Origin of the sequence: Burkholderia sp. Bp8984, assembly GCF_003853755.1 — a bacterium.
In the GTDB taxonomy this organism is placed as follows: Bacteria; Pseudomonadota; Gammaproteobacteria; order Burkholderiales; family Burkholderiaceae; genus Burkholderia.
In genome coordinates this window covers 272,870-291,138 of the sequence record NZ_QTQN01000001.1, presented here as the reverse complement: position 1 = coordinate 291,138, position 18,269 = coordinate 272,870, and the positions used below count along the sequence as shown (strand labels likewise).

Annotated in this window: 16 protein-coding genes; 6 read left to right on the top strand and 10 right to left on the bottom strand. The window is 69.8% G+C overall.

The window, feature by feature from the left end; all coding sequences use genetic code 11:
- Positions 1–58: 58 nt before the first annotated feature.
- Entirely contained in the window at positions 59–982 is a 924-nt protein-coding gene (locus tag DID98_RS01240; protein ID WP_124519553.1) for a LysR family transcriptional regulator, read from the bottom strand.
- 74 nt (positions 983–1,056) lie between these two features.
- Here DID98_RS01240 and DID98_RS01235 point away from each other — a divergent pair, with 74 nt between their 5' ends.
- Together DID98_RS01235 and DID98_RS01230 are read left to right on the top strand one after the other, a co-directional pair.
- Positions 1,057–1,623 (top strand): cysteine dioxygenase, encoded by a 567-nt coding sequence (locus DID98_RS01235; RefSeq protein ID WP_124519551.1) that lies wholly within the window; start codon positions 1,057–1,059, stop codon positions 1,621–1,623.
- A 122-nt stretch (positions 1,624–1,745) separates the two neighbouring features.
- On the top strand, positions 1,746–3,371 hold the full coding sequence (locus DID98_RS01230; RefSeq protein ID WP_124519549.1) for a rhodanese-related sulfurtransferase: 1,626 nt from the start codon (positions 1,746–1,748) through the stop codon (positions 3,369–3,371).
- Between the two features lie 92 nt (positions 3,372–3,463).
- On the opposite strand, the gene DID98_RS01225 is transcribed toward DID98_RS01230, so the two are convergent.
- Positions 3,464–4,609, bottom strand: coding sequence for a glycerophosphodiester phosphodiesterase (locus DID98_RS01225; protein ID WP_044842993.1), 1,146 nt, complete (start codon positions 4,607–4,609; stop codon positions 3,464–3,466).
- 426 nt (positions 4,610–5,035) lie between these two features.
- On the opposite strand from DID98_RS01225, the gene DID98_RS01220 reads away from it, so the two are divergent.
- Positions 5,036–6,100 (top strand): phytoene/squalene synthase family protein, encoded by a 1,065-nt coding sequence (locus DID98_RS01220; protein WP_124484928.1) that lies wholly within the window; start codon positions 5,036–5,038, stop codon positions 6,098–6,100.
- Positions 6,101–6,603: 503 nt separating this feature from the next.
- Positions 6,604–7,824, top strand: coding sequence for a porin (locus tag DID98_RS01210; protein WP_044842995.1), 1,221 nt, complete (start codon positions 6,604–6,606; stop codon positions 7,822–7,824).
- A 225-nt stretch (positions 7,825–8,049) separates the two neighbouring features.
- On the opposite strand, the gene DID98_RS01205 is transcribed toward DID98_RS01210, so the two are convergent.
- The 8 genes from DID98_RS01205 to DID98_RS01170 form a co-directional block, all read right to left on the bottom strand.
- Complete coding sequence (locus tag DID98_RS01205) at positions 8,050–9,540, bottom strand: efflux transporter outer membrane subunit (RefSeq protein ID WP_124519546.1); 1,491 nt, start codon at positions 9,538–9,540, stop codon at positions 8,050–8,052.
- A 10-nt stretch (positions 9,541–9,550) separates the two neighbouring features.
- Positions 9,551–10,705 carry an ABC transporter permease gene (locus tag DID98_RS01200; RefSeq protein ID WP_044842997.1) on the bottom strand — a complete coding sequence of 385 codons (1,155 nt, stop codon included), beginning with the start codon at positions 10,703–10,705 and terminating at the stop codon, positions 9,551–9,553.
- On the bottom strand, positions 10,702–11,673 hold the full coding sequence (locus tag DID98_RS01195) for an ABC transporter ATP-binding protein (protein ID WP_124484925.1): 972 nt from the start codon (positions 11,671–11,673) through the stop codon (positions 10,702–10,704). The genes DID98_RS01200 and DID98_RS01195 overlap by 4 nt, the downstream gene beginning before the upstream one ends.
- On the bottom strand, positions 11,670–12,635 hold the full coding sequence (locus tag DID98_RS01190) for an HlyD family secretion protein (protein WP_124484924.1): 966 nt from the start codon (positions 12,633–12,635) through the stop codon (positions 11,670–11,672). The genes DID98_RS01195 and DID98_RS01190 overlap by 4 nt, the downstream gene beginning before the upstream one ends.
- Entirely contained in the window at positions 12,632–13,330 is a 699-nt protein-coding gene (locus DID98_RS01185; RefSeq protein WP_124519544.1) for a TetR/AcrR family transcriptional regulator, read from the bottom strand. Before DID98_RS01185 ends, DID98_RS01190 begins: the two co-directional genes overlap by 4 nt.
- Positions 13,331–13,693: 363 nt before the next feature.
- Complete coding sequence (locus tag DID98_RS01180; RefSeq protein WP_124484922.1) at positions 13,694–14,119, bottom strand: cupin domain-containing protein; 426 nt, start codon at positions 14,117–14,119, stop codon at positions 13,694–13,696.
- A 12-nt stretch (positions 14,120–14,131) separates the two neighbouring features.
- Entirely contained in the window at positions 14,132–14,569 is a 438-nt protein-coding gene (locus DID98_RS01175) for a carboxymuconolactone decarboxylase family protein (RefSeq protein WP_044843002.1), read from the bottom strand.
- A gap of 94 nt (positions 14,570–14,663) precedes the next feature.
- Complete coding sequence (locus DID98_RS01170; RefSeq protein ID WP_124519541.1) at positions 14,664–16,148, bottom strand: PLP-dependent aminotransferase family protein; 1,485 nt, start codon at positions 16,146–16,148, stop codon at positions 14,664–14,666.
- A gap of 298 nt (positions 16,149–16,446) precedes the next feature.
- On the opposite strand from DID98_RS01170, the gene DID98_RS01165 reads away from it, so the two are divergent.
- Entirely contained in the window at positions 16,447–17,364 is a 918-nt protein-coding gene (locus DID98_RS01165; protein WP_124519539.1) for a LysR family transcriptional regulator, read from the top strand.
- 144 nt (positions 17,365–17,508) lie between these two features.
- Positions 17,509–18,258: an SDR family oxidoreductase gene (locus DID98_RS01160; RefSeq protein WP_124519537.1), complete on the top strand. Its 750-nt coding sequence runs from the start codon at positions 17,509–17,511 to the stop codon at positions 18,256–18,258.
- Positions 18,259–18,269: the final 11 nt, after the last annotated feature.

The window sequence follows — 18,269 nt, the reverse complement described above, 5'->3', positions numbered from 1 at the left end:
GGCCGACGCAAACGCAAACGCAAACGCAACGCCGCCGCGCAGGCGCCGTCGCGCGTGGTCAAGCGGCTTCGTCGTGCCCGGCCGCATCCGCCGGCAGCGCAAACGCGGTGCGCGCATGCGCGGCCACGGCCAGGAGCGGCGCCTTGAAGCGCGCGGCGTCCTGCCGGTGCAGCAGCCACAGATCGATCTGCGGCTTGAAATCGGCGAGCGGGACGATGTCGACCGCGTCGCGCAGCGGGCTGCCTTCGACGAGCGGCAGCGGCATCAGCCCGATCCCGAAGCCGTTCGCGACGCTCTGCAATTGCAGGTCGCGGCCGTAGGCGTCGAGCGTGACCGGCATCGGCAGCCCCTGCGCGTCGAGCGCGCGGCGCAGCCCCGCACGAAAGCCGCAGCCGTCGGGATTGAGCACCCAGCCGCGCGCATGGCAGTCGGCGAGCCGGTAGCTGCGGCGCGGCCAGTCGCCCTTGCGGCCGACCGCGACGAGCCGCGTGGCCAGCAGCCGCTCGCCTTCGACCTGCGGCGGCAGCACCATCTCGCGGGCCAGAAACACCAGCGCGGCGTCGAGTTCGCGGTGCGCGACGCGTTCGACGAGCATGCCGCCCCACGCGGTCGTGACCTGCGTGGCGAGCGCCGGCCATTGCGCGGCGAGCTGCGCGATCAGGCCGGGCAGCATCAGCTCGCCGAGCCCTTGCGTGAGGCCGACGCGGAATTCGCCGGCGGGCGGCCGCTGGCCGGCCGTCAGTTCGCGCAGCGCGTCGACTTCGCGCAGGATCGCGCGGCACTGCTCGAACACCTGCAGGCCGATGTCGGTCGGGCGCGGCGGCTTCGTGTTGCGGTCGAGCAGCGTGACGCCGAGCGCCTCCTCGAGGTTCTGCACGCGCCGCGTGATCGCGGGCTGCGTCATGCCGAGCTCGGCCGCGGCCTGGCTCAGCGTCTGGCCGCGAACGACCGCTGCAAAAGCATCGATATCGCTAATTTTCATGTTTGTTCTGCATGGTATTTCGGGTGCATCATGACGATCCATCATATTCGGCATCATATTCGAGGAGGCAGCCGATGAGTACGCTTTCGTTGCAGCAGACGCCGCTGCGTCCGTTCGTCGACGGGCTGGGCGCGCTGCTCGCGTCCGGCGCGAACGAGGCGCGCATCCTCGACGAGGGCGGCGCGCTGCTGGCCGCGCTCGTCGCGCACGACGACTGGCTGCCCGACGCGTTCGCGCAGCCCGATCCCGAGCGTTACCGCCAGTACCTGCTGCATCTCGATCCCGGCGCGCGGTTTTCCGTCGTCAGCTTCGTGTGGGGGCCCGGCCAGACGACGCCGATCCACAACCACACGGTGTGGGGTCTGATCGGGATGCTGCGCGGCGGCGAGTTTTCGCAACCGTACCGGCTCGACGCGGCCGGCAGGCCGGTGCCGGCGGGCGACGCGGTACGGCTGCAGCCGGGCGACGTCGAGGCCGTGTCGCCGCGCATCGGCGACGTCCATCGCGTGACCAACGCGTTCGACGACCAGGTGTCGATCAGCATCCACGTGTACGGCGCGAACATCGGCCAGGTCGAACGTGCGGTGTTCCTCGACGACGGCACCGTGAAGCCGTTCGTGTCCGGCTATTCGAATGCGTGACCGGACGCGTGACGCCGCAAGTCGCGGGCGCCCCGTTGCGAGGGCGCGCCCGCGGGCATCGAGCTGCATCCGTTTTCCGTGTGCTTTCTTCACCGACTCCAACAGAATCCGACAGAGACATCGTGACGCAATCCGTTGATTCCACTCCCCGTTTCCCCGTCGCGTCGTACCAGGACGTACGCGCGCGCCTGCTGGCCCGCGACGAAATCGCGCTGATCGACGTGCGCGAGGAAGATCCCTACGCGCAGGGCCACCCGCTGTGGGCCGCCAACTTTCCGCTGTCGAAGCTCGAACTCGACGCATGGACGCGCATTCCGCGCCGCGACACGCCGATCGTCGTGTTCGGCGAAGCCGGCGGCGAGGATCTCGCGCCGCGCGCGGCCGAGAAACTCGCGCAGCTCGGCTATACCGACGTGCGGCTGCTCGACGGCGGCCTCGCGGGCTGGCTCGCCGCGGGCGGCGAACTGTTCATCGACGTGAACGTGCCGAGCAAGTCGTTCGGCGAATGGGTCGAGGCCGAGCGCCATACGCCGTCGCTGTCCGCGCAGGAGGTGCGGGCGCTGATCGATGAAAAGGCCGACGTCGTGATCGTCGACGCGCGCCGCTTCGACGAATACCAGACGATGAACATCCCGACGTCGACGAGCGTGCCGGGCGCGGAACTCGTGCTGCGCGTGCGCGCGCTCGCGCCGAATCCGGCAACGCAGGTGGTGGTGAACTGCGCGGGCCGCACGCGCAGCATCATCGGCACGCAGTCGCTCGTCAACGCGGGGGTGCCGAACCCGGTCGCGGCACTGCGCAACGGCACGATCGGCTGGACGCTCGCCGGCCAGACGCTCGAGCACGGCGCCGCGCGACGCTTTCCGGACGAGATCGCACCCGCGCAGCGTGAGGAAGCACGCCGCGCCGCGCGCGCGGTGGCCGAGCGCGCGGGCGTGCCGCGCATCGCGCTCGCGGAGCTCGCCGCGCTCGACGAACCGGGCCGCACGCTGTACCGCTTCGACGTGCGCACGCCGGAGGAATACGAGGCCGGCCATCTGCCGGGCTTCCTGGGCACGCCGGGCGGCCAGCTCGTGCAGGAGACCGACCATCACGCGGCCGTGCGCGGCGCGCGGATCGTGCTCGCCGACGACGACGGCGTGCGCGCGGACATGACCGCGTCGTGGCTCGCGCAGATGGGCTGGGACGTGCGGGTGCTCGAGCCGGCCGGCACGGCGGCGTTCACCGAGCGCGGCCAGCCGCCGCGCGACGTGCCCGCGACGCCGCAGGTGAGCGAGGTGTCGCCCGCGACGCTCGCGGGCTGGCTGAAGGAGGCGGCCGCTGGCGAGCTCGCGATCGTCGACGTGACGGCCAGCGCGAACTACGTGAAGCGCCATATCCCCGGCGCGTGGTTCGTCGTGCGCGCGCAGTTGCGCGACGCGCTCGCCGCGATTCCGCCGGCGCGGCGCTATGTGTTCACGTGCGGATCGAGCCTGCTCGCGCGGTTCGCGGCGGACGACGCGCGCGCCTTGCTGCCGGCTTCCGCGGCGATCTCGGTGCTGACCGGCGGCACGGCCGCATGGATCGACGCGGGGTTGCCGCTCGAGCACGGCGAGACACGCCTCGCGTCGCCGCGCGTCGATCGCTACCGGCGCCCGTACGAAGGCACCGACAACGCGGCCGCCGCGATGCAGGCGTATCTCGACTGGGAATACGGGCTGGTCGACCAGCTGAAGCGGGACGGCACGCACCACTTCCGCGTGATCTGACCACGGCGCGGCAACCGGCGTGCGGTACGCGATGCGCCGCGCCCGGTTGCCGGATGTTCAGCGGCTCATCGTATGCGGCACGTTCAGCGCGCTCAACGCTTGAACGTATCGACGGCCGTGCGGCCGACGGCCGGATCGTCGGTGAAGAAGCCGTCGATGCCCGCGCGCAGGTAGGCCTGGATCTCGCGCACCGAGCCCGCGGTGTTGCGCGTGGCCGGTGTACCGCCGTCCTTCAGCGACGCGGGCAGGAAGTTGTTCTCCGGACGGAACGTATACGGATGCACGACGAGGCCGGCTGCGTGCGCGTCACGCACGTACGACGTCGGCTGCTGCAGCGTGCCGTCCGCGGCCACCGCGATGATCGACGTCTTGTACGGGCCGACGCCGTTCGCATAGGACGCGATCTCGCGCATCCCGTCGCGCGTCGACAGGTCGCCGTAGGTGCGCTTGTCGTTCGCTTTCACGAAGTCGTACGGACGCTGGCCGGCTTCGTCCATCAACTGCACGAGCTTCCAGTTCGGCTGGCTCGACTTGATCCGGTTGCGGATCGCCTTCAGGTTCGCGACCTCGAACGACTGGATGTAGACGGTCGCCGTGCGCGCCGTGTACGGATCCTTCTGCAGCGCGTCGACGAGACGGTCCTCGAGCGGCAGGCCGATCGACTGGAAGTAGGTCGGGTGCTTGGTTTCCGGATACAGGTGGATCGTGCGGCCGGTCTGCGCGGACATCTGTTTCGCGAGCGCGACGATCTCGTCGAAGGTCGGAATCTCGAACTGGTCGTTGTACGCGGTGTTCGCCGGGCGCACCTGCGGAATGCGCTCGCGGGCACGCAGCGTCTTGAGCTCGGCGAGCGTGAAGTCCTCGGTGAACCAGCCGGTCAGCTGCGTGCCGTCGATCGTCCTGGTCGCCTTGCGGCTCGCGAACTGCGGCAGCGTCGACACGTTCGTCGTGCCGGAGATCTCGTTCTCGTGGCGCGCGACGAGCACGCCGTCGCGGGTCGCGACGAGGTCGGGCTCGATCACGTCCGCGCCGTCCTCGATCGCCTTGCGGTACGACGCGAGCGTGTGCTCGGGGCGCAGCGCGCTCGCGCCGCGATGGCCGACCACCTGGACCTTCGCGGAGATCGGCCGGGCGGAATCGGACGCCGAGACGTCGTCGCCGCCGCAGGCGGCAAGCAGGACGGCGGCGGCACAGGCGAACGGGATGCAGCGCAGGGCGGTCGGGCGCGGGAAGAGCATGTCGATGAACCTTCGGAACGGAAGTCGGTGAAAGGGCAAGCGGTCCGGCGATGCGGGGCCGCGTGAGCGAACGGGACGCGATCGTCGCACCGGATCATTACATATGTATTACTTGCGCCTTTCTGTTTTGTTGTCGCGTCAGGCGCGAGAATTGCGGGAACACGTCGCGGTCGAGACGGTGCGATCCGCCCGTCGCCGCCAGCCGGCGCCGCGATCGTCGCGCCGACGCGGTTCGGCGGTCACGCGCCCACTTCGTCGGACGGATCGCGAGCGTGGTCGCCGGATGCACTAAACTTGCGGGACTTTTGCATCGCCGCGCCGGGCCGACACCCGCCCGCGCACGGCGATGCGGCGACTCGCGGGCCGGCGCGGGCGCCCGGCGCCCGCGTGCGTCCGGGGCCCGCGCCGGCCGATTTTTACCGACCCATGACGACGCATACCGATCCCGCCTACCTGCTCGGCGACCTGCTGAAGAACGTTTCCCGCTCCTTCTACCTGACGCTGCGCGTGCTGCCCGACGGCATGCGCGACCCGGTCGGCCTGGCCTACCTGCTCGCGCGCGCGGCCGACACGATCGCCGACACGGCGCTGGTCGCGCCGGATCGCCGCGCGGCGCTGCTGACCGACCTGCGGAACGAAGTCGAGCGGCTCGGCGACGGCGCGGCGCTGTCGCGCTCGCTCGAGGACGTGACGCGGATGCAGACGGATTCGCACGAACACGTGCTGCTCGGCTCGATGCAGCCGATGCTCGCGCTGCTGCGCGCGCAGCCGGATGCGGACTGCGCATCGATCCGCAAGGTCGTCGCGACGCTGACGTCGGGGATGGAATTCGACCTGCGCACGTTCCCCGACGAACAGTCGGGCCGCGTCGCGTCGCTGCCGAACCGTGCCGAGCTCGATCGCTACACGTACCTGGTCGCCGGCTGCGTCGGCGAATTCTGGACCGACATGACCGGCGCGCACACGCGCGCCGCGCGCGGCTGGGACGTGCCGGACATGCGCGAGAAGGGCATCCGTTTCGGCAAGGCGCTGCAGATGACCAACATCCTGCGCGACTGCGCGAAGGATCTGCGGATCGGCCGCTGCTATCTGCCGGAGGACGTGCTGGCCGCATACGGCGTCGGCGTCGCCGACCTGATGACACCCGATGCGTCGGCGCGCGCGCGCGGCGTGCTGGTCGACCTGCTGCGCGTGACGCTCGACCAGTATCGCGACGCGTGCCGCTACACGCTCGCGATTCCGCGCCGCTTCGTGCGGCTGCGGCTCGCGTGCCTGTGGCCGATCATGATCGGCCTCGAAACGCTCGAACTGCTGGCCGGCCACGATGCGTGGCTCGATCCGGCGACGCCGGCGAAGGTGCCGCGCAAGCGGATCTACCGGATCATGGCGTCGTCGCTCGCGCTCGTCGGTTCGAACGCCGCGATCCGTGCGCGGATCACCGCGCTCGTCGACGCGGTGAACGCGCGGATCGCGCAGCCGTCCGCGCGCTGAATCGCGCTGAACGATGCCGGCGCGTGGCGCGACCTGCATCGGCATCGCCCCTCGGCCCGCGTTCGCCGGGCCGCTCACGTCTCCCGTCCGATGGTCCGCACGCGGACTGAAACGTTTTCACGATTTCGCTTCCCGAAACGTGGGTGTCATGAATGTCAGCGATCCTGCGCGGCGGCGTGAATCGCGGCGTCAGCCGCGCTCGCGCATTCGTAAGAAGGTTGTTGCCGAGGGCGTCTGACGACATTGGACGGTCGCGATGCACCAGTAAAAATGTAAAGCTAGGGTTTTCACCGGGAAATGTCGGAAAGGCCCGCTGCGTAAGCGTTTTCAGGTGTTATGTAACCGTTTGGTGAACCCCCGCGTTGCGTCGATCATACGATGACCGACCGCACATGTTGGGAAACGATTGGTAATCCGTCAGAATCGCACCGGCATGTACTCGCACATGTGTCAGTCATAAAACCACACCAGAAAAGAAATCATTCTTTGAGGACGGAGAATCAATGAAAAAGCGCGTCGCTTTCGCCATGACGGCAGCGGGTCTCGCAGCCGCTACCGCAGCCCACGCCCAGAGCAGCGTGACCCTGTACGGTATCGTCGATAACGCTATCGCCTGGCAGAACAACTCGTCGGCCACCAGCGCGGTTTCGGGCGGTCACTCGAAGGTGCAGATGGCCACCGGCATTTGGGCAGGCAGCCGCTTCGGCCTGAAGGGCAGCGAAGACCTCGGCGGCGGCACGAAGGCGATTTTCCAGTTGGAAGCCGGCTTCAACGCGAACAACGGCTCGTCGCAATGGACGAACGGCATCTTCACGCGTCAGGCGTGGGTTGGTCTGACCAACGCGACGTACGGTACGCTGACGGCCGGCCGCCAGTACACCGCGTACTACACGCTGCTGTCGCCGTATAGCCCGACGACCTGGCTGACCGGTTACTACGGCGCGCACCCGGGCGATATCGACTCGCTCGACACCAGCTACCGCGCGAACAACTCGCTCGTCTACATGTCGCCGAAGTTCTACGGCTTCACGGTCGGCGGTTCGTACTCGCTCGGCGGCGTGGCAGGCAGCTTCAACCGCGGCTCGACCTGGAGCGCGGCGGTCCAGTACCTGAACGGCCCGGCAGGCATCGCGGTTGGCTATCAGCGCATCAACAACGCGACGCTCGGCGGCGGCGTGTGGGGCGCGAACTCGACCGCGCAAAACGGTCTGGATTCGAGCGGCAACGGTGCGGAGCAGGCCGTGTCGTCGATCAACGGCGGCTACAAGACGGCACAGTCGCAGCAACGTGTCGCCGTGACGGCCGGTTACCAGTTCACGCCGGCGTGGGACATCTCGGTGTCGTACTCGAACGTCCAGTACATCCCGGGCAACCTGTCGGCATTCCACAATACGGCGATCTTCAACACGGCGGGCGCAGTGCTGCACTGGAAGGCAGCGCCGCAGTGGGACTTCGCGGCAGGCTACTCGTACACGCGTGCGACCCAGTCGAACGGCATCTCGAGCTCGGCCAAGTACCATCAGGTCACGCTGTCGCAGTACTACAGCCTGTCGAAGCGCACGGGCCTGTACGCGGTTGAAGCGTATCAGCACGCTACCGGCAACACGATCAGCGGCCTGACCGGCGGCATCGTCAATGCAACGACGTCGATCGGCGACGGCGTGGGCGCAGGTTCGAAGCAGAACCAGATCGCGGCCGGCGTCGGCCTGATCCACCGCTTCTGATGCCGCGCGGCGCGCGAGCGCCGCTTACGGCTTGCGGTACGAAAACCGGCCTTCGGGCCGGTTTTTCCATTTGCGGCACGCGTTGCGCGTATGCGGGTTCGGTCATGGATGGTCGTCGAATGGAAGCGCGCGGCGACGGCTGTCGAGCCCGACAAGTGTGCCGCTCATGCGGTGCATGACGTGCAGGCCGGCAATGCCCGGTCGGCGCCGACGCCGTCGTGTCGATCACCGCGCCGCATCATCCATCCAGTTCCCCGCCAGCGCCTGGAACAGCGCCGCCGTGTCGGCCAGCCGGTCGGCCTGCGCGCGCGTGCGGTCGAGCGCGGTCTGCAATGCCTGCCGCTGGGCGTCGAGCAGCGCGAACGCGCTGATCCCGCCCGCCGCGTAACGGTCGCCGGCGATCGCGTTGCCTGCCGCCGCTTCCCGTGCGGCCGTGTCCCGCGCTTGCAGCGCCGTCGCATCGTGTTCGACCGCGCGCATCGCGTCGGCGACCTGCTGGAGCGCCAGCAGCACGGTTTCCCGATAGCTCGCGAACGCGGCGTCGTACGCGGCTTCGGCCGCGCGCTTCCTCGCGTGCAGCTCGCCGCCATGAAAGAGCGGCTGCGTCAGGCCGAGGCCGACATTCCACACATTCAGCCCGCTCACGATATCCGCGATGCGCGTGCGTTCCGAACCGATCCCCGCCGAAATCGAAAAACGCGGATACAGGTTCGCGGTCGCCACGCCGACGTTCGCGCTCGCCTGGTGCAACACGGCCTCCGCCGCGCGGATATCGGGGCGTTCGCGCGCGAGCGTCGACGGCAGTGCGACCGGCAGCGTGCGCGGCAGCGTGAGCGCGTCGAGCGCGAGGTCGGGCAGCCCGGCACCGGACGGCGGCGCGCCCAGCAGGATCGCGAGCCGGTGGCCGGCCTGCGCGTAGCGGGCCGCGAGCGGCGGCAGCGAAGCCTGCGTCTGCGCGAGCAGCGTGCGCTGCGCATGCACGTCGGCCTGCGATACGCCGCCCGCCGCGAAGCGTGCGTCGACGATCCGCAACTGCCGGGCTTGCGCGTCGACGAGCTGCCGCGTGAGCGCGATCTGCTGCGCGAGCGACGCGCGCAGGATCGCAGTCGCGACGACGTTGCCCGCGAGCGTCAGGCGTGCGGCGTCGAGCAGGTACGCCTGATAGTCGACCTGGGCGCGCAACGCCTCGAGCGCGCGCCGGTTGCCGCCGAACACGTCGAGCGCGTACGACACGCTCACCGACGCGTCGTACAGCGTGAACGGCCCGGGATTCGGCACGTTGGCGGGCAGCCCGAATGCAGTGATGTCGACCTTCTCGCGCGTGGCGGACAGGTTCGCATCGACGCGCGGCAGCATCGTCGCGCCGGCTTCGGCCGCGTGGTTCTGTCGCGCTTCGTCGAGCCGCGCGCGGGCCTCGGCGAGCGTCGGGCTGTTGTGCCACGCGGTATCGACGAGCCGGTTCAGCGGTGCCGAGCCGAACGCGGTCCACCACTGTTGCGGCGTGTGCGCGGCCGATGCGAACGTCTGCGCGTCGCCGGCCGGGCCGCCGGCGGCGGCCGTCGTGACCGGCGGGTCATCGCGCGTGTATTGCCGTGTGGCCGGCGCGTCGGGCGTGCGGAAATCCGGCCCGACCGTGCAACCGGCGACGAGCAGCGCAACGGCTGCCCATGCGCTGCGGCGGGCGGCGGGACGGGCGCGACGCGAAGCCGGTTTCATCGTGCGGCTCCTAGTCGAGCGTGCGCCGGTAGAAGCGCAGCGCGACGCCCATCACGACCAGCGTAAACAGCGCGACGGGCCACACGGACGGCCACAGGTCGGCCCAGCCGTTGCCTTTCAGCAGGATGCCGCGCACCAGGCGGTTGAAGTAGGTGAGCGGCAGCAGGTTGCCGATGAACTGCGCCCACTTCGGCATCCCGGCGAACGGAAACATGAAGCCCGACAGCAGGATGTTCGGCAGGAAGTAGAACACCGCGAGCTGCATCGCCTGCAACTGGTTCTGCGCGAGCGACGACAGCGTGATGCCGACCGTCAGGTTCGCGGCGATGAAGAGCAGCGCGGACAGGTAGATCGCGACCATGCCGCCGACGAACGGCACGTGGAACACGAAGCGCGCGGCCACGAGGATGATCGACACCTGGATCAGCCCGATGAACACGTACGGGACGATCTTGCCCGTCATCACCTCCAGCGGCCGCACGGGCGTCGCCAGCAGGTTCTCCATCGTGCCGCGCTCGCGTTCGCGCGTGATCGCGAGGCCCGTCATCATCACCATCGTCATCGTCAGGATCACGCCCATCAGGCCCGGCACGACGTTGTACTGCGTGATGCCTTCCGGGTTGTACAGGCGGTGCAGCACGATGTCGAACGCGGCCGGGCGGCCGTTCAGGTGCGCGAGCGGGCCCGTCAGGTCCTTGTCGGCGACGGGTTGCACGAGGCCCGGCAGCGCGCCGAGCGCCGATGCGGTCGCGACGGGGTCGGTCGCGTCCGCCTCGACGAGCAGCGACGGGCGCTCGCCGCGCAGCAGCCGCTTCGAGAAGTCGGCCGGCACGCTCAGCACGAACTGCACGTCGCCGCGTGCGAGCGCATGCCGGCCGGCCGCTTCGTCGGGCAGCGTCGCGACGATGTCGAAATACGCGGAATTGCGCATCGCGGCGATGAAGCTGCGCGCGAACGGGCTCGAGTCGGCGACGATCACCGCGGTCGGCAGGTGCTTCGGATCGGTGTTGATCGCGAAGCCGAACAGCGCGAGCTGGATGATCGGCACGCCGACGATCATCGCGAACGTCACGCGGTCGCGGCGCAGCTGCAGGAATTCCTTCAGCACGATGCTCCACCAGCGCGCGACCGAGAACGCGTCGCGCAGGCCCGTCCACGTGCTCATGTCGCCGCTCCGCCGGGCGGCCCGGATGCGCGGCCCATCATGTAGATGAAGACGTCTTCGAGCCCGGTGTCGATCGGCGAGACCTGCAGCTGCGCGTGACCGTTCTCCTGCGCGCCGGGCTGCGCCGCGACCTGCGCGAGCGTCGCGTCGAGCAGCGCTCGATCGCGGCCGCTCACGTGCAGCGTCGAGCCGAACACGACCGTCTGGTCGACGCCCGGCATCGTGCGCAGGCGCGCGGACAGTTCCGCCAGGTGCCCGCCGGTGACCGTGCGCGTCGACAGGTGCTGCGACGCGACGATTTCCGCGGCCGTGCCCTGCGCGAGCAGTTCGCCGGACGCGATGTACGCGAGCTTGTGACAGCGCTCGGCCTCGTCCATGTAGTGCGTGCTGACGAGTACCGAGATGCCTTGCGCGGCCAGCCGGTGCAGCTCTTCCCAGAAGTCGCGGCGCGCGGCCGGATCGACGCCGGCGGTCGGTTCGTCGAGCAGCAGCAGCTCCGGCTCGTGCAGCATGCAAGCGGCGAGCGCGAGGCGCTGTTTCCAGCCGCCCGACAACGCGCCCGTGAGCTGGTCCGCGCGGCTCGCGAGACCGAGCCCGTCGAGCGCGCGCGCGACAGCCGCCTGACGATCGGGCATCCCGTACACGCGTGCGACGAAATCGAGGTTCTCGCGGATCGACAGGTCTTCCCAGTACGAGAAGCGCTGCGTCATGTAGCCGACGCGGCGCTTGATCTGCGCGCTGTCGCGCACGATGTCGTAGCCGAGACAGGTGCCGCTGCCCGAGTCGGGCGTGAGCAGGCCGCACATCATGCGGATCGACGTCGTCTTGCCGCTGCCGTTCGGCCCGAGAAAGCCGAAGATCTCCCCGCGCGCGACGCGCAGCGAGACGTCCTTCACGACGTGCTTGTCGCCGAAGCGCTTGTTCAGGCGGTCGACGTCGATCGCATACGGGGCGGGCGGTGCGTTCATCGCATCCTCACGGCGACGGGCTGGCCCGGGTGCAGCTTCGGCGCGTCGGCGACGGCGGGGCGCGCCTCGACCATGAACACGAGTTTGGTCCGGCTCTCGTTGCTGTAGATCACGGGCGGCGTGTACTCGGCCGCGCGCGACACGTAGGTGACGCGCGCGGGGACGTCGGCCGGGCAGCCGTCGCAGCGGATCGCGACCGTGCGCCCCGGCGCGATCGATGCGACGGCGGCCTCCGGCACGAAGAACCGCACTTTCAGGTTCTGCGGCGGCAGCATCTGCACGACCGGATTGCCGGCCTGCACCCATTCGCCGACGCGGTACAGCGTGTCGTACACGCGCCCGGCGGCGGGCGCGGCGACGCGCTTCTGGTCGAGTTTCCATTGCGCTTCGGTGACGGCCGCCTGCGCGGCATCGACCTGCGCGGCCTGGGCCGCCACCTGCTGCGCGCGGCCCGGCAGGCGCGCGACGTCGACCTGGTTCTGCAACTCGCGCACCTGTGCGGCGGTGGTTTGCGCGGACGTGCGCGAATCGTCGAGCTGCTGCTTCGACAGGCCGCCGGCCGCGTACTGGCGTTCGTCGCGCGCGAATTGCGCGGCGGCCCGCGCGGCCTGTGCCGCGGCCTGCGCGAGCTGGGCCCGCGTGACCGCGACTTCCTGCGGGCGCTTGCCGGTCTGCAGGTCGGCAAGCTGCGCGCGCGCGGCCTCGAGCTGGTGTTGCGCCTGCCGCAGCGCGGCCGTTTCGTTGACGGCTTCGAGCGAGAACACCGGCGCGCCGGCCGCGACGGCCTGGCCGCGTTCGACCGACAGCTGCGTCAGCGTGCCCGCCTGCGACGACGACAGGTATACGAACTCGCCTTCGACATAGCCCTGAAAGGTCGCGACGTCGTTCGCCGGCCGTCCGCAACCGGCGAGCAACGCGACGGCGGCGGCCAGCGCGAACTGCAGCGGGCGGGCCGCGTTCACGACGGCCTCCGTCGCGAATGCGCGTCGGGATCCGGCGCCGCGGCGGGCGGTTGCATGCCGGAACCGAGCAGCGCGCGGACGTGGCGCTGCAGCACGTCGCGATCGATCGGCGGCAGGCCGCGCGCGCTCTGCCACAGCTTCGCGGTGGCGAGCGGCAGCATCACCAGCGCGATGATCGAATGGAACAGGAACGCGGGTTCGAGCGCGGGGTTCAGCGTGCCGGCCTGCTGCGCGACGCGGATGCGCTCGGCAAACCGCCCGACATGCTCGAGCGGAATGCGCCGGATCATCCGCTCGCGCAGCAGCCCGCCCTCGTGGACGATCTCGCGCAGCCAGATCGACGGCAGCCAGGGCATGCGATGCGTGACGTCGAAGAAGCGGTCGACGAGCTCGGCGACGAGCGCGAACGGATCGTTTTCGATGTGCGGCGCGGTCGGCCGCCACACGAACGCGATGACCTGCGCGAGCCGCTCCTCGACGATCGCGTCGAGCAACTGCTCGCGATTCGTGAAGTAGTAGTGAACCATCGCCGACGTGACGCCGGCGGCCGCAGCGATCTGCGCGACCGTCGTCGCGGCGATGCCGCGCTCGGCGAACAGCTGCATCGCGACGTCGAGCATGTGGTCGCGCAGGTCGAAGTCGTCCACCGACGGGCGGCGCCCGCGCGGCCTGGCAACGGTGGATTTCGCGTTCATGAAATCGACGCTAATTGATGAGTTAGTTAATTTCAAGGCAGGGTTTTCGCCCGCGTTGATCGCGATCAGGCGAGTGGCGAATGGCGGGGCGGACGGGCGGGGCTGAGGGTAGGGAACGGGCGTGCGCCGGCGGTGAAGTGTAGGGAGCGGCTAATGGGGAAGACGCGGGAACTGGCGGGTGATCGACGGGTGAAATGTTGGTCGAACCGTGGGTGAAACGGCTGGCGAAACGGCAAGCGAAACGGCAAGCGAAACGGCAAGCGAAACGGCCGAGCCCGATACCTGCGAGGAAGTCGCGCGGCACGGGGCGGGACGCCGGCCGTGCAGCACGGCGGCGCGCCCGACGCGGCACGGCCTCCTAAATCACTGATCGATCGGCGACTTCAGCGGCACATGCTCGCCCGTCAGCCCGAACACGACAATTTGCGCGGGCTCGGTCGCGCTCGCGTTGCGCGACATCTGGTGGCGCGAACCGGGCGGCTCGTACCAGCCTTCGCCGGTGCGATAGCGGCGCACCGGGCCGTCGTTCACCTGCGACAGCACTTCGCCTTTCGACACGACCGCGAACACCGAGCCGAGGTGCTTGTGCGCTTCGGATGCCTGACCGGGCGCATAGTCGACGGTCGCGACGACGGCGAGCTTGCCGGGCGCTTCGGGCACGGCCTGTTGCATGATCGCGTGCACGCTGTCGCCGGTATCGTGCGCGCGGGCGGCGGCCGGCAACGCGGCGCCGAGCGCGAGCGACGTGCACAGCATCGCGCGGCGGAGCGTGGGGCTGGAGCGCATCATCGTCGTCTCCCCTTACTCGGGCATCTTGCGGAACGCGATCGCGAAGCGGTTCCACGTGTTGATCGTCGCGATCAGCATCGACAGCTCGAACAACTCCGTGTCGCTGAAATGGGGCTTCACGGCTTCCCACACGGCATCGGGCACGTGGTTGTCGGCGACCAGCGTCAGCGCTTCGGTCCATTCGAGCGCCGCACGTTCGCGCTCGGTGAAGAACGGCGTTTCGCGCCAGACGACGACCGTCGCCAGGCGGCGATCGGTTTCGCCGCCGTTGCGTGCGTCGGTGGTGTGCATGTCGACGCAGAACGCACAGCCGTTGATCTGCGACGCGCGCAGCCGGACGAGTTCGGCGAGCGGCTTCTCGATCGAGCTTTTCGCGAGGAATTCCTCGGCGTTGCGCATCACCTTGATGGCGTTCGGGCTGGCGGTATAGAAGTTCAGACGCGGTTGCATGGCAGGTCCTGTTCGGTTGGATGCGCCCGGTGGCGCGACAGGACCCACTTTAAGCGTGCCACTGGCCTGCTTGAATGGCCAATTCCTGGAAAATTCAGGTAACCAGTGGCGGTCCGCCGACCCGGCCTGAATCCAGCAGCGCGGCCAGCTTCGCGAGCGCGGTGTCGATGCGCAGCGCGTCGATCCCGCCATAGCCGAACAGCAGCCCCGCGCGGGCCGCCGAGCCGACGTGGAACGCGGTGATCCCGTACAGGCCGATGTCGTGCTCACGCGCCGCGCGGACCAGCGCGGCTTCGTCGAGCCCCGGTTTCAGGTGCGCGGCGAGGTGGATGCCGGCGGTCGGCACGATCGTGTCGAACCACGGCGCGAGGCCGCCGCGCAGATGCGCGAGCAGCATCTTGCGGCGCGCGTCGTAGTGTTTCTGCACGCGCCGCAGGTGCCGCGCGAAATCGCCTTCGAGCATGAAGCGCGCGAGCGCCGCCTGCGTCAGCGTGCAGGTGTGCCAGTCGACGATCTGCTTCGCCTTGGCGAGCGCGCCGCGCAGCGCGCGCGGCGGAATCGCGTAGCCGATCCGCAGTTCAGGAAAGATCGTCTTCGAGAAGGTGCCGACGTACGCGACCAGACCCGTGCGGTCGAGGCTCTTCAGCGATTCCACCGGCCGGCCTTCGAAGCGGAACTCGCCGTCGTAGTCGTCCTCGATGATCACCGCGCGGCGGCGCTGCGCCCATTCGAGCAGCGCGACGCGCCGCTCCAGCGTCATCGGCATCCCGAGCGGGAACTGGTGCGACGGTGTCACGTAGACGAGGCGCGCGTCGTCGGGCAGCCGCCCGGTGACGAGGCCGTGCGCATCGACCGGCACGCCGATCACCGTCGCGCCGAGCGACGCGAACGCCGCGCGCGCCGGCGGATAACCGGGATTCTCGACCGCGACGACGTCGCCGGGCCGCACGACCACGCGTGCGATCAGGTCGAGCGCCTGTTGCGCGCCTTGCGTGACGAGCACGTCGTCCCAGCCGCACGCGACCGCGCGGCTGAACGCGACGTAGCGCGCGATCGCGCCGCGCAGCTGTGGATCGCCGGCCGGCGCATGGTACTGGCCGGGGCCGCGCGCCTGCTGGCGCAGCGCGTGATGCAGGCAGCGGCGCCATGCGTCGAACGGAAACAGTGCCTTGTCGGTCACGCCGCCGCGGAAGTCGAACGCGGGCGTGTCCGGCGGGGTGGGCATCGCGAGCGCGTCGGGCAACTCGTCCCACAGCGCGCGTGCGTCGACGGCATGGACGGGCGGCGCGTCCTCGACGAGCGACGGCGTCGCGGCCGCCGCCGCGTGCGGAACCCGCGCCAGGCCGCCGGCGACGAACGTGCCGTCGCCCGCGCGCGTGTTCAGGTAACCCTCGGCGACGAGACGTTCGAACGCGTCGAGCGTCGTCTTGCGCGACACGCCGAGCTGCTTCGCGAGATCGCGCGTCGACGGCAGCCGGGCGCCGCCTTCGAGCCGCCCGTCGACGATCGCGGTGCGCAACTGCCGGAAGATCTGCCCGGTCAGGTCGTGACGGCCTTCGATGCGGATCGCGATGTCCATCGTAGTGGTTACCTCGAATGCGGAAATATGACGTCGATCAGCATACCGGAAGTTCATGGCCGGATCGGCGTTCGCGCATGCGCGGGCGGCATCGCTCGGCCAGGGCACGCGCGTGGCGTCGAGGGGGCAGGGAAAGGCGGCACCTGGCACGCAACGCGCGCCGGATGCGGCAAATGGCACGGCGCGCTGCGGTGCCCCGGCCGGCACGGCATCCGCCCGCTGCCGGCAGTGCCATTCGATTGCGTTGGCGCCCGCCGCTGCCTTACGATCCACCAGACCCCCCGACCGGAGTGCGCTCATGCTGTCCGAAGACGAACTCGCGCTGCTCGATGCGATCCGCGCCACCGGCAGCCTGTCGCGGGCGGCCGCACGGCTCGGCAAGGCGCCGTCGACCGTGTCGCACGCCGCGCGGCAGCTCGAAACACGCTTCGACGCGCTGCTGTTCGACCGCCGCGGCTACCGGCTGCAGCTCACGCCGGCCGGCCAGCTGCTGACCGACGAGGCATCGCGCCTCGCGCTGGACGTCGCGCGGCTCACGCAGCGCGTGCGGCAGGTCGCGAGCGGCTGGGAGGACCGGCTGTGGATCGTCAGCGACGAGGTGCTGGAATTCGATACGCTGCTGCCGGTCGTCCGCGCATTCGATGCGCTCGATTCGGGCGTGTCGCTGCGTTTCACGCACGAAGTGCTCGGCGGCACCTGGGAAGCGCTGCGCGATGGTCGCGCGGATCTGGTCGTCGGCGCGACCAACGAGCCGCCGGCGATTCCGGGCTTCAAATGGTTCGAACTCGGCGCGATGGAGTGGGTGTTCGCCGTCGCGCCGCGCCATCCGCTGGCGTCGGCGGGCGTGCGGCTGACCCGGGACGCGATCGGCGCGCATCGCGCGGTCGTCGTCGCCGACTCGTCGCGGCAGGCCGTCGGCCGCGTGTACGGGCTGCTCGGCGGACAGGCGGTGCTCGCGGTGCCGTCGATGCGCGCGAAGATCCTCGCGCAGCGCGACGGGCTCGGCGTCGGCTGGGTGCCGCGCCGGCGGGTCACGTCGCTGCTGGCGCGCGGCGAGCTGGTCGAGAAGGAAACGGCTGATCCGCGCGAGCCGAACGTGCTGTACGTCGCGTGGCGCGGCGACCGCGACGGCCGCGCGCTGCAATGGTGGCTGGAGCAACTGCGCGAACCGCGGCTCGCGCAGCGCCTGCTCGACGGGATCGACGTGTCGGGCTGAGCGCGCCGGGCCGGCACGCGCCTGACGGCCGGGGCAAACACGTTCGAAGATTTCGCACGTGTCTGCCGCGCCGGTCGTACGGCAAGGCCGGGCGCCGCGCGCATCCTGTGTTCACGGTCAACTCACCGGTTCAAGGAGAACATCATGCAACGCTTCGAAGGAAAAACGGTCCTCGTCACGGGCGGCAACAGCGGCATCGGCCTGGCGGCCGCACGGGCATTCGCGGCCGAAGGCGCGCGGGTCGTCATCACCGGCCGCGACGAGCAGACGCTTGCCGCCGCGCGCGAGTCGCTCGACGACGGCGCGCTCGCGATCCGCAACGAGGCCGGCAGCGTCGCGTCGGCGCGGGCGCTGGCGGACGCGATCGCGGCCGCCGGTGCGCGCCTCGACGCCGTGTTCATCAACGCGGGCGTCGCCAAACTCGCACCGTTCGCGGATATCGACGAGGCGTTGTGGGACCTCGTGTTCGACACGAACGTGAAGGGCGCGTATTTCCAGATCCAGGCGCTCGTCCCGCTGCTGAACCGCGGCGCGTCGATCGTGATCAACGGCTCGATCAACGCGCACATCGGGATGCCGGGGTCGTCCGTGTATGCGGCGAGCAAGGCGGCCGTCAATTCGTTCGCGAAGACGCTGTCGACGGAACTGCTGCCGCACGGCGTGCGGGTGAACGTGGTGAGCCCCGGGCCGGTCCAGACGCCGCTGTACGGCAAGCTCGGCCTCGATGCGGCGACGCTCGACGAGACGGCCGACAAGATCAGGGGGCTCGTCCCGATCGGCCGGTTCGGCACGCCGGATGAAATCGCGTCGACAGTGCTGCACCTGAGCGCGCCCGAGTCGGCGTTCATCGTCGGCGCGGAAATCATCGCGTCGGGCGGGATGGGCTTGCTTTGAGCGTGGAACCG

What these genes read in the sequence shown, in the direction of transcription:
- DID98_RS01240 (WP_124519553.1), bottom strand. Translation starts at nt 982, where the DNA reads ATGAAAATTAGCGATATCGATGCTTTTGCAGCGGTCGTTCGCGGCCAG.
- DID98_RS01235 (WP_124519551.1), top strand. Translation starts at nt 1,057, where the DNA reads ATGAGTACGCTTTCGTTGCAGCAGACGCCGCTGCGTCCGTTCGTCGAC.
- DID98_RS01225 (WP_044842993.1), bottom strand. Translation starts at nt 4,609, where the DNA reads ATGCTCTTCCCGCGCCCGACCGCCCTGCGCTGCATCCCGTTCGCCTGT.
- DID98_RS01220 (WP_124484928.1), top strand. Translation starts at nt 5,036, where the DNA reads ATGACGACGCATACCGATCCCGCCTACCTGCTCGGCGACCTGCTGAAG.
- DID98_RS01210 (WP_044842995.1), top strand. Translation starts at nt 6,604, where the DNA reads ATGAAAAAGCGCGTCGCTTTCGCCATGACGGCAGCGGGTCTCGCAGCC.
- DID98_RS01205 (WP_124519546.1), bottom strand. Translation starts at nt 9,540, where the DNA reads ATGAAACCGGCTTCGCGTCGCGCCCGTCCCGCCGCCCGCCGCAGCGCA.
- DID98_RS01200 (WP_044842997.1), bottom strand. Translation starts at nt 10,705, where the DNA reads ATGAGCACGTGGACGGGCCTGCGCGACGCGTTCTCGGTCGCGCGCTGG.
- DID98_RS01195 (WP_124484925.1), bottom strand. Translation starts at nt 11,673, where the DNA reads ATGAACGCACCGCCCGCCCCGTATGCGATCGACGTCGACCGCCTGAAC.
- DID98_RS01185 (WP_124519544.1), bottom strand. Translation starts at nt 13,330, where the DNA reads ATGAACGCGAAATCCACCGTTGCCAGGCCGCGCGGGCGCCGCCCGTCG.
- DID98_RS01180 (WP_124484922.1), bottom strand. Translation starts at nt 14,119, where the DNA reads ATGATGCGCTCCAGCCCCACGCTCCGCCGCGCGATGCTGTGCACGTCG.
- DID98_RS01175 (WP_044843002.1), bottom strand. Translation starts at nt 14,569, where the DNA reads ATGCAACCGCGTCTGAACTTCTATACCGCCAGCCCGAACGCCATCAAG.
- DID98_RS01170 (WP_124519541.1), bottom strand. Translation starts at nt 16,148, where the DNA reads ATGGACATCGCGATCCGCATCGAAGGCCGTCACGACCTGACCGGGCAG.
- DID98_RS01165 (WP_124519539.1), top strand. Translation starts at nt 16,447, where the DNA reads ATGCTGTCCGAAGACGAACTCGCGCTGCTCGATGCGATCCGCGCCACC.
- DID98_RS01160 (WP_124519537.1), top strand. Translation starts at nt 17,509, where the DNA reads ATGCAACGCTTCGAAGGAAAAACGGTCCTCGTCACGGGCGGCAACAGC.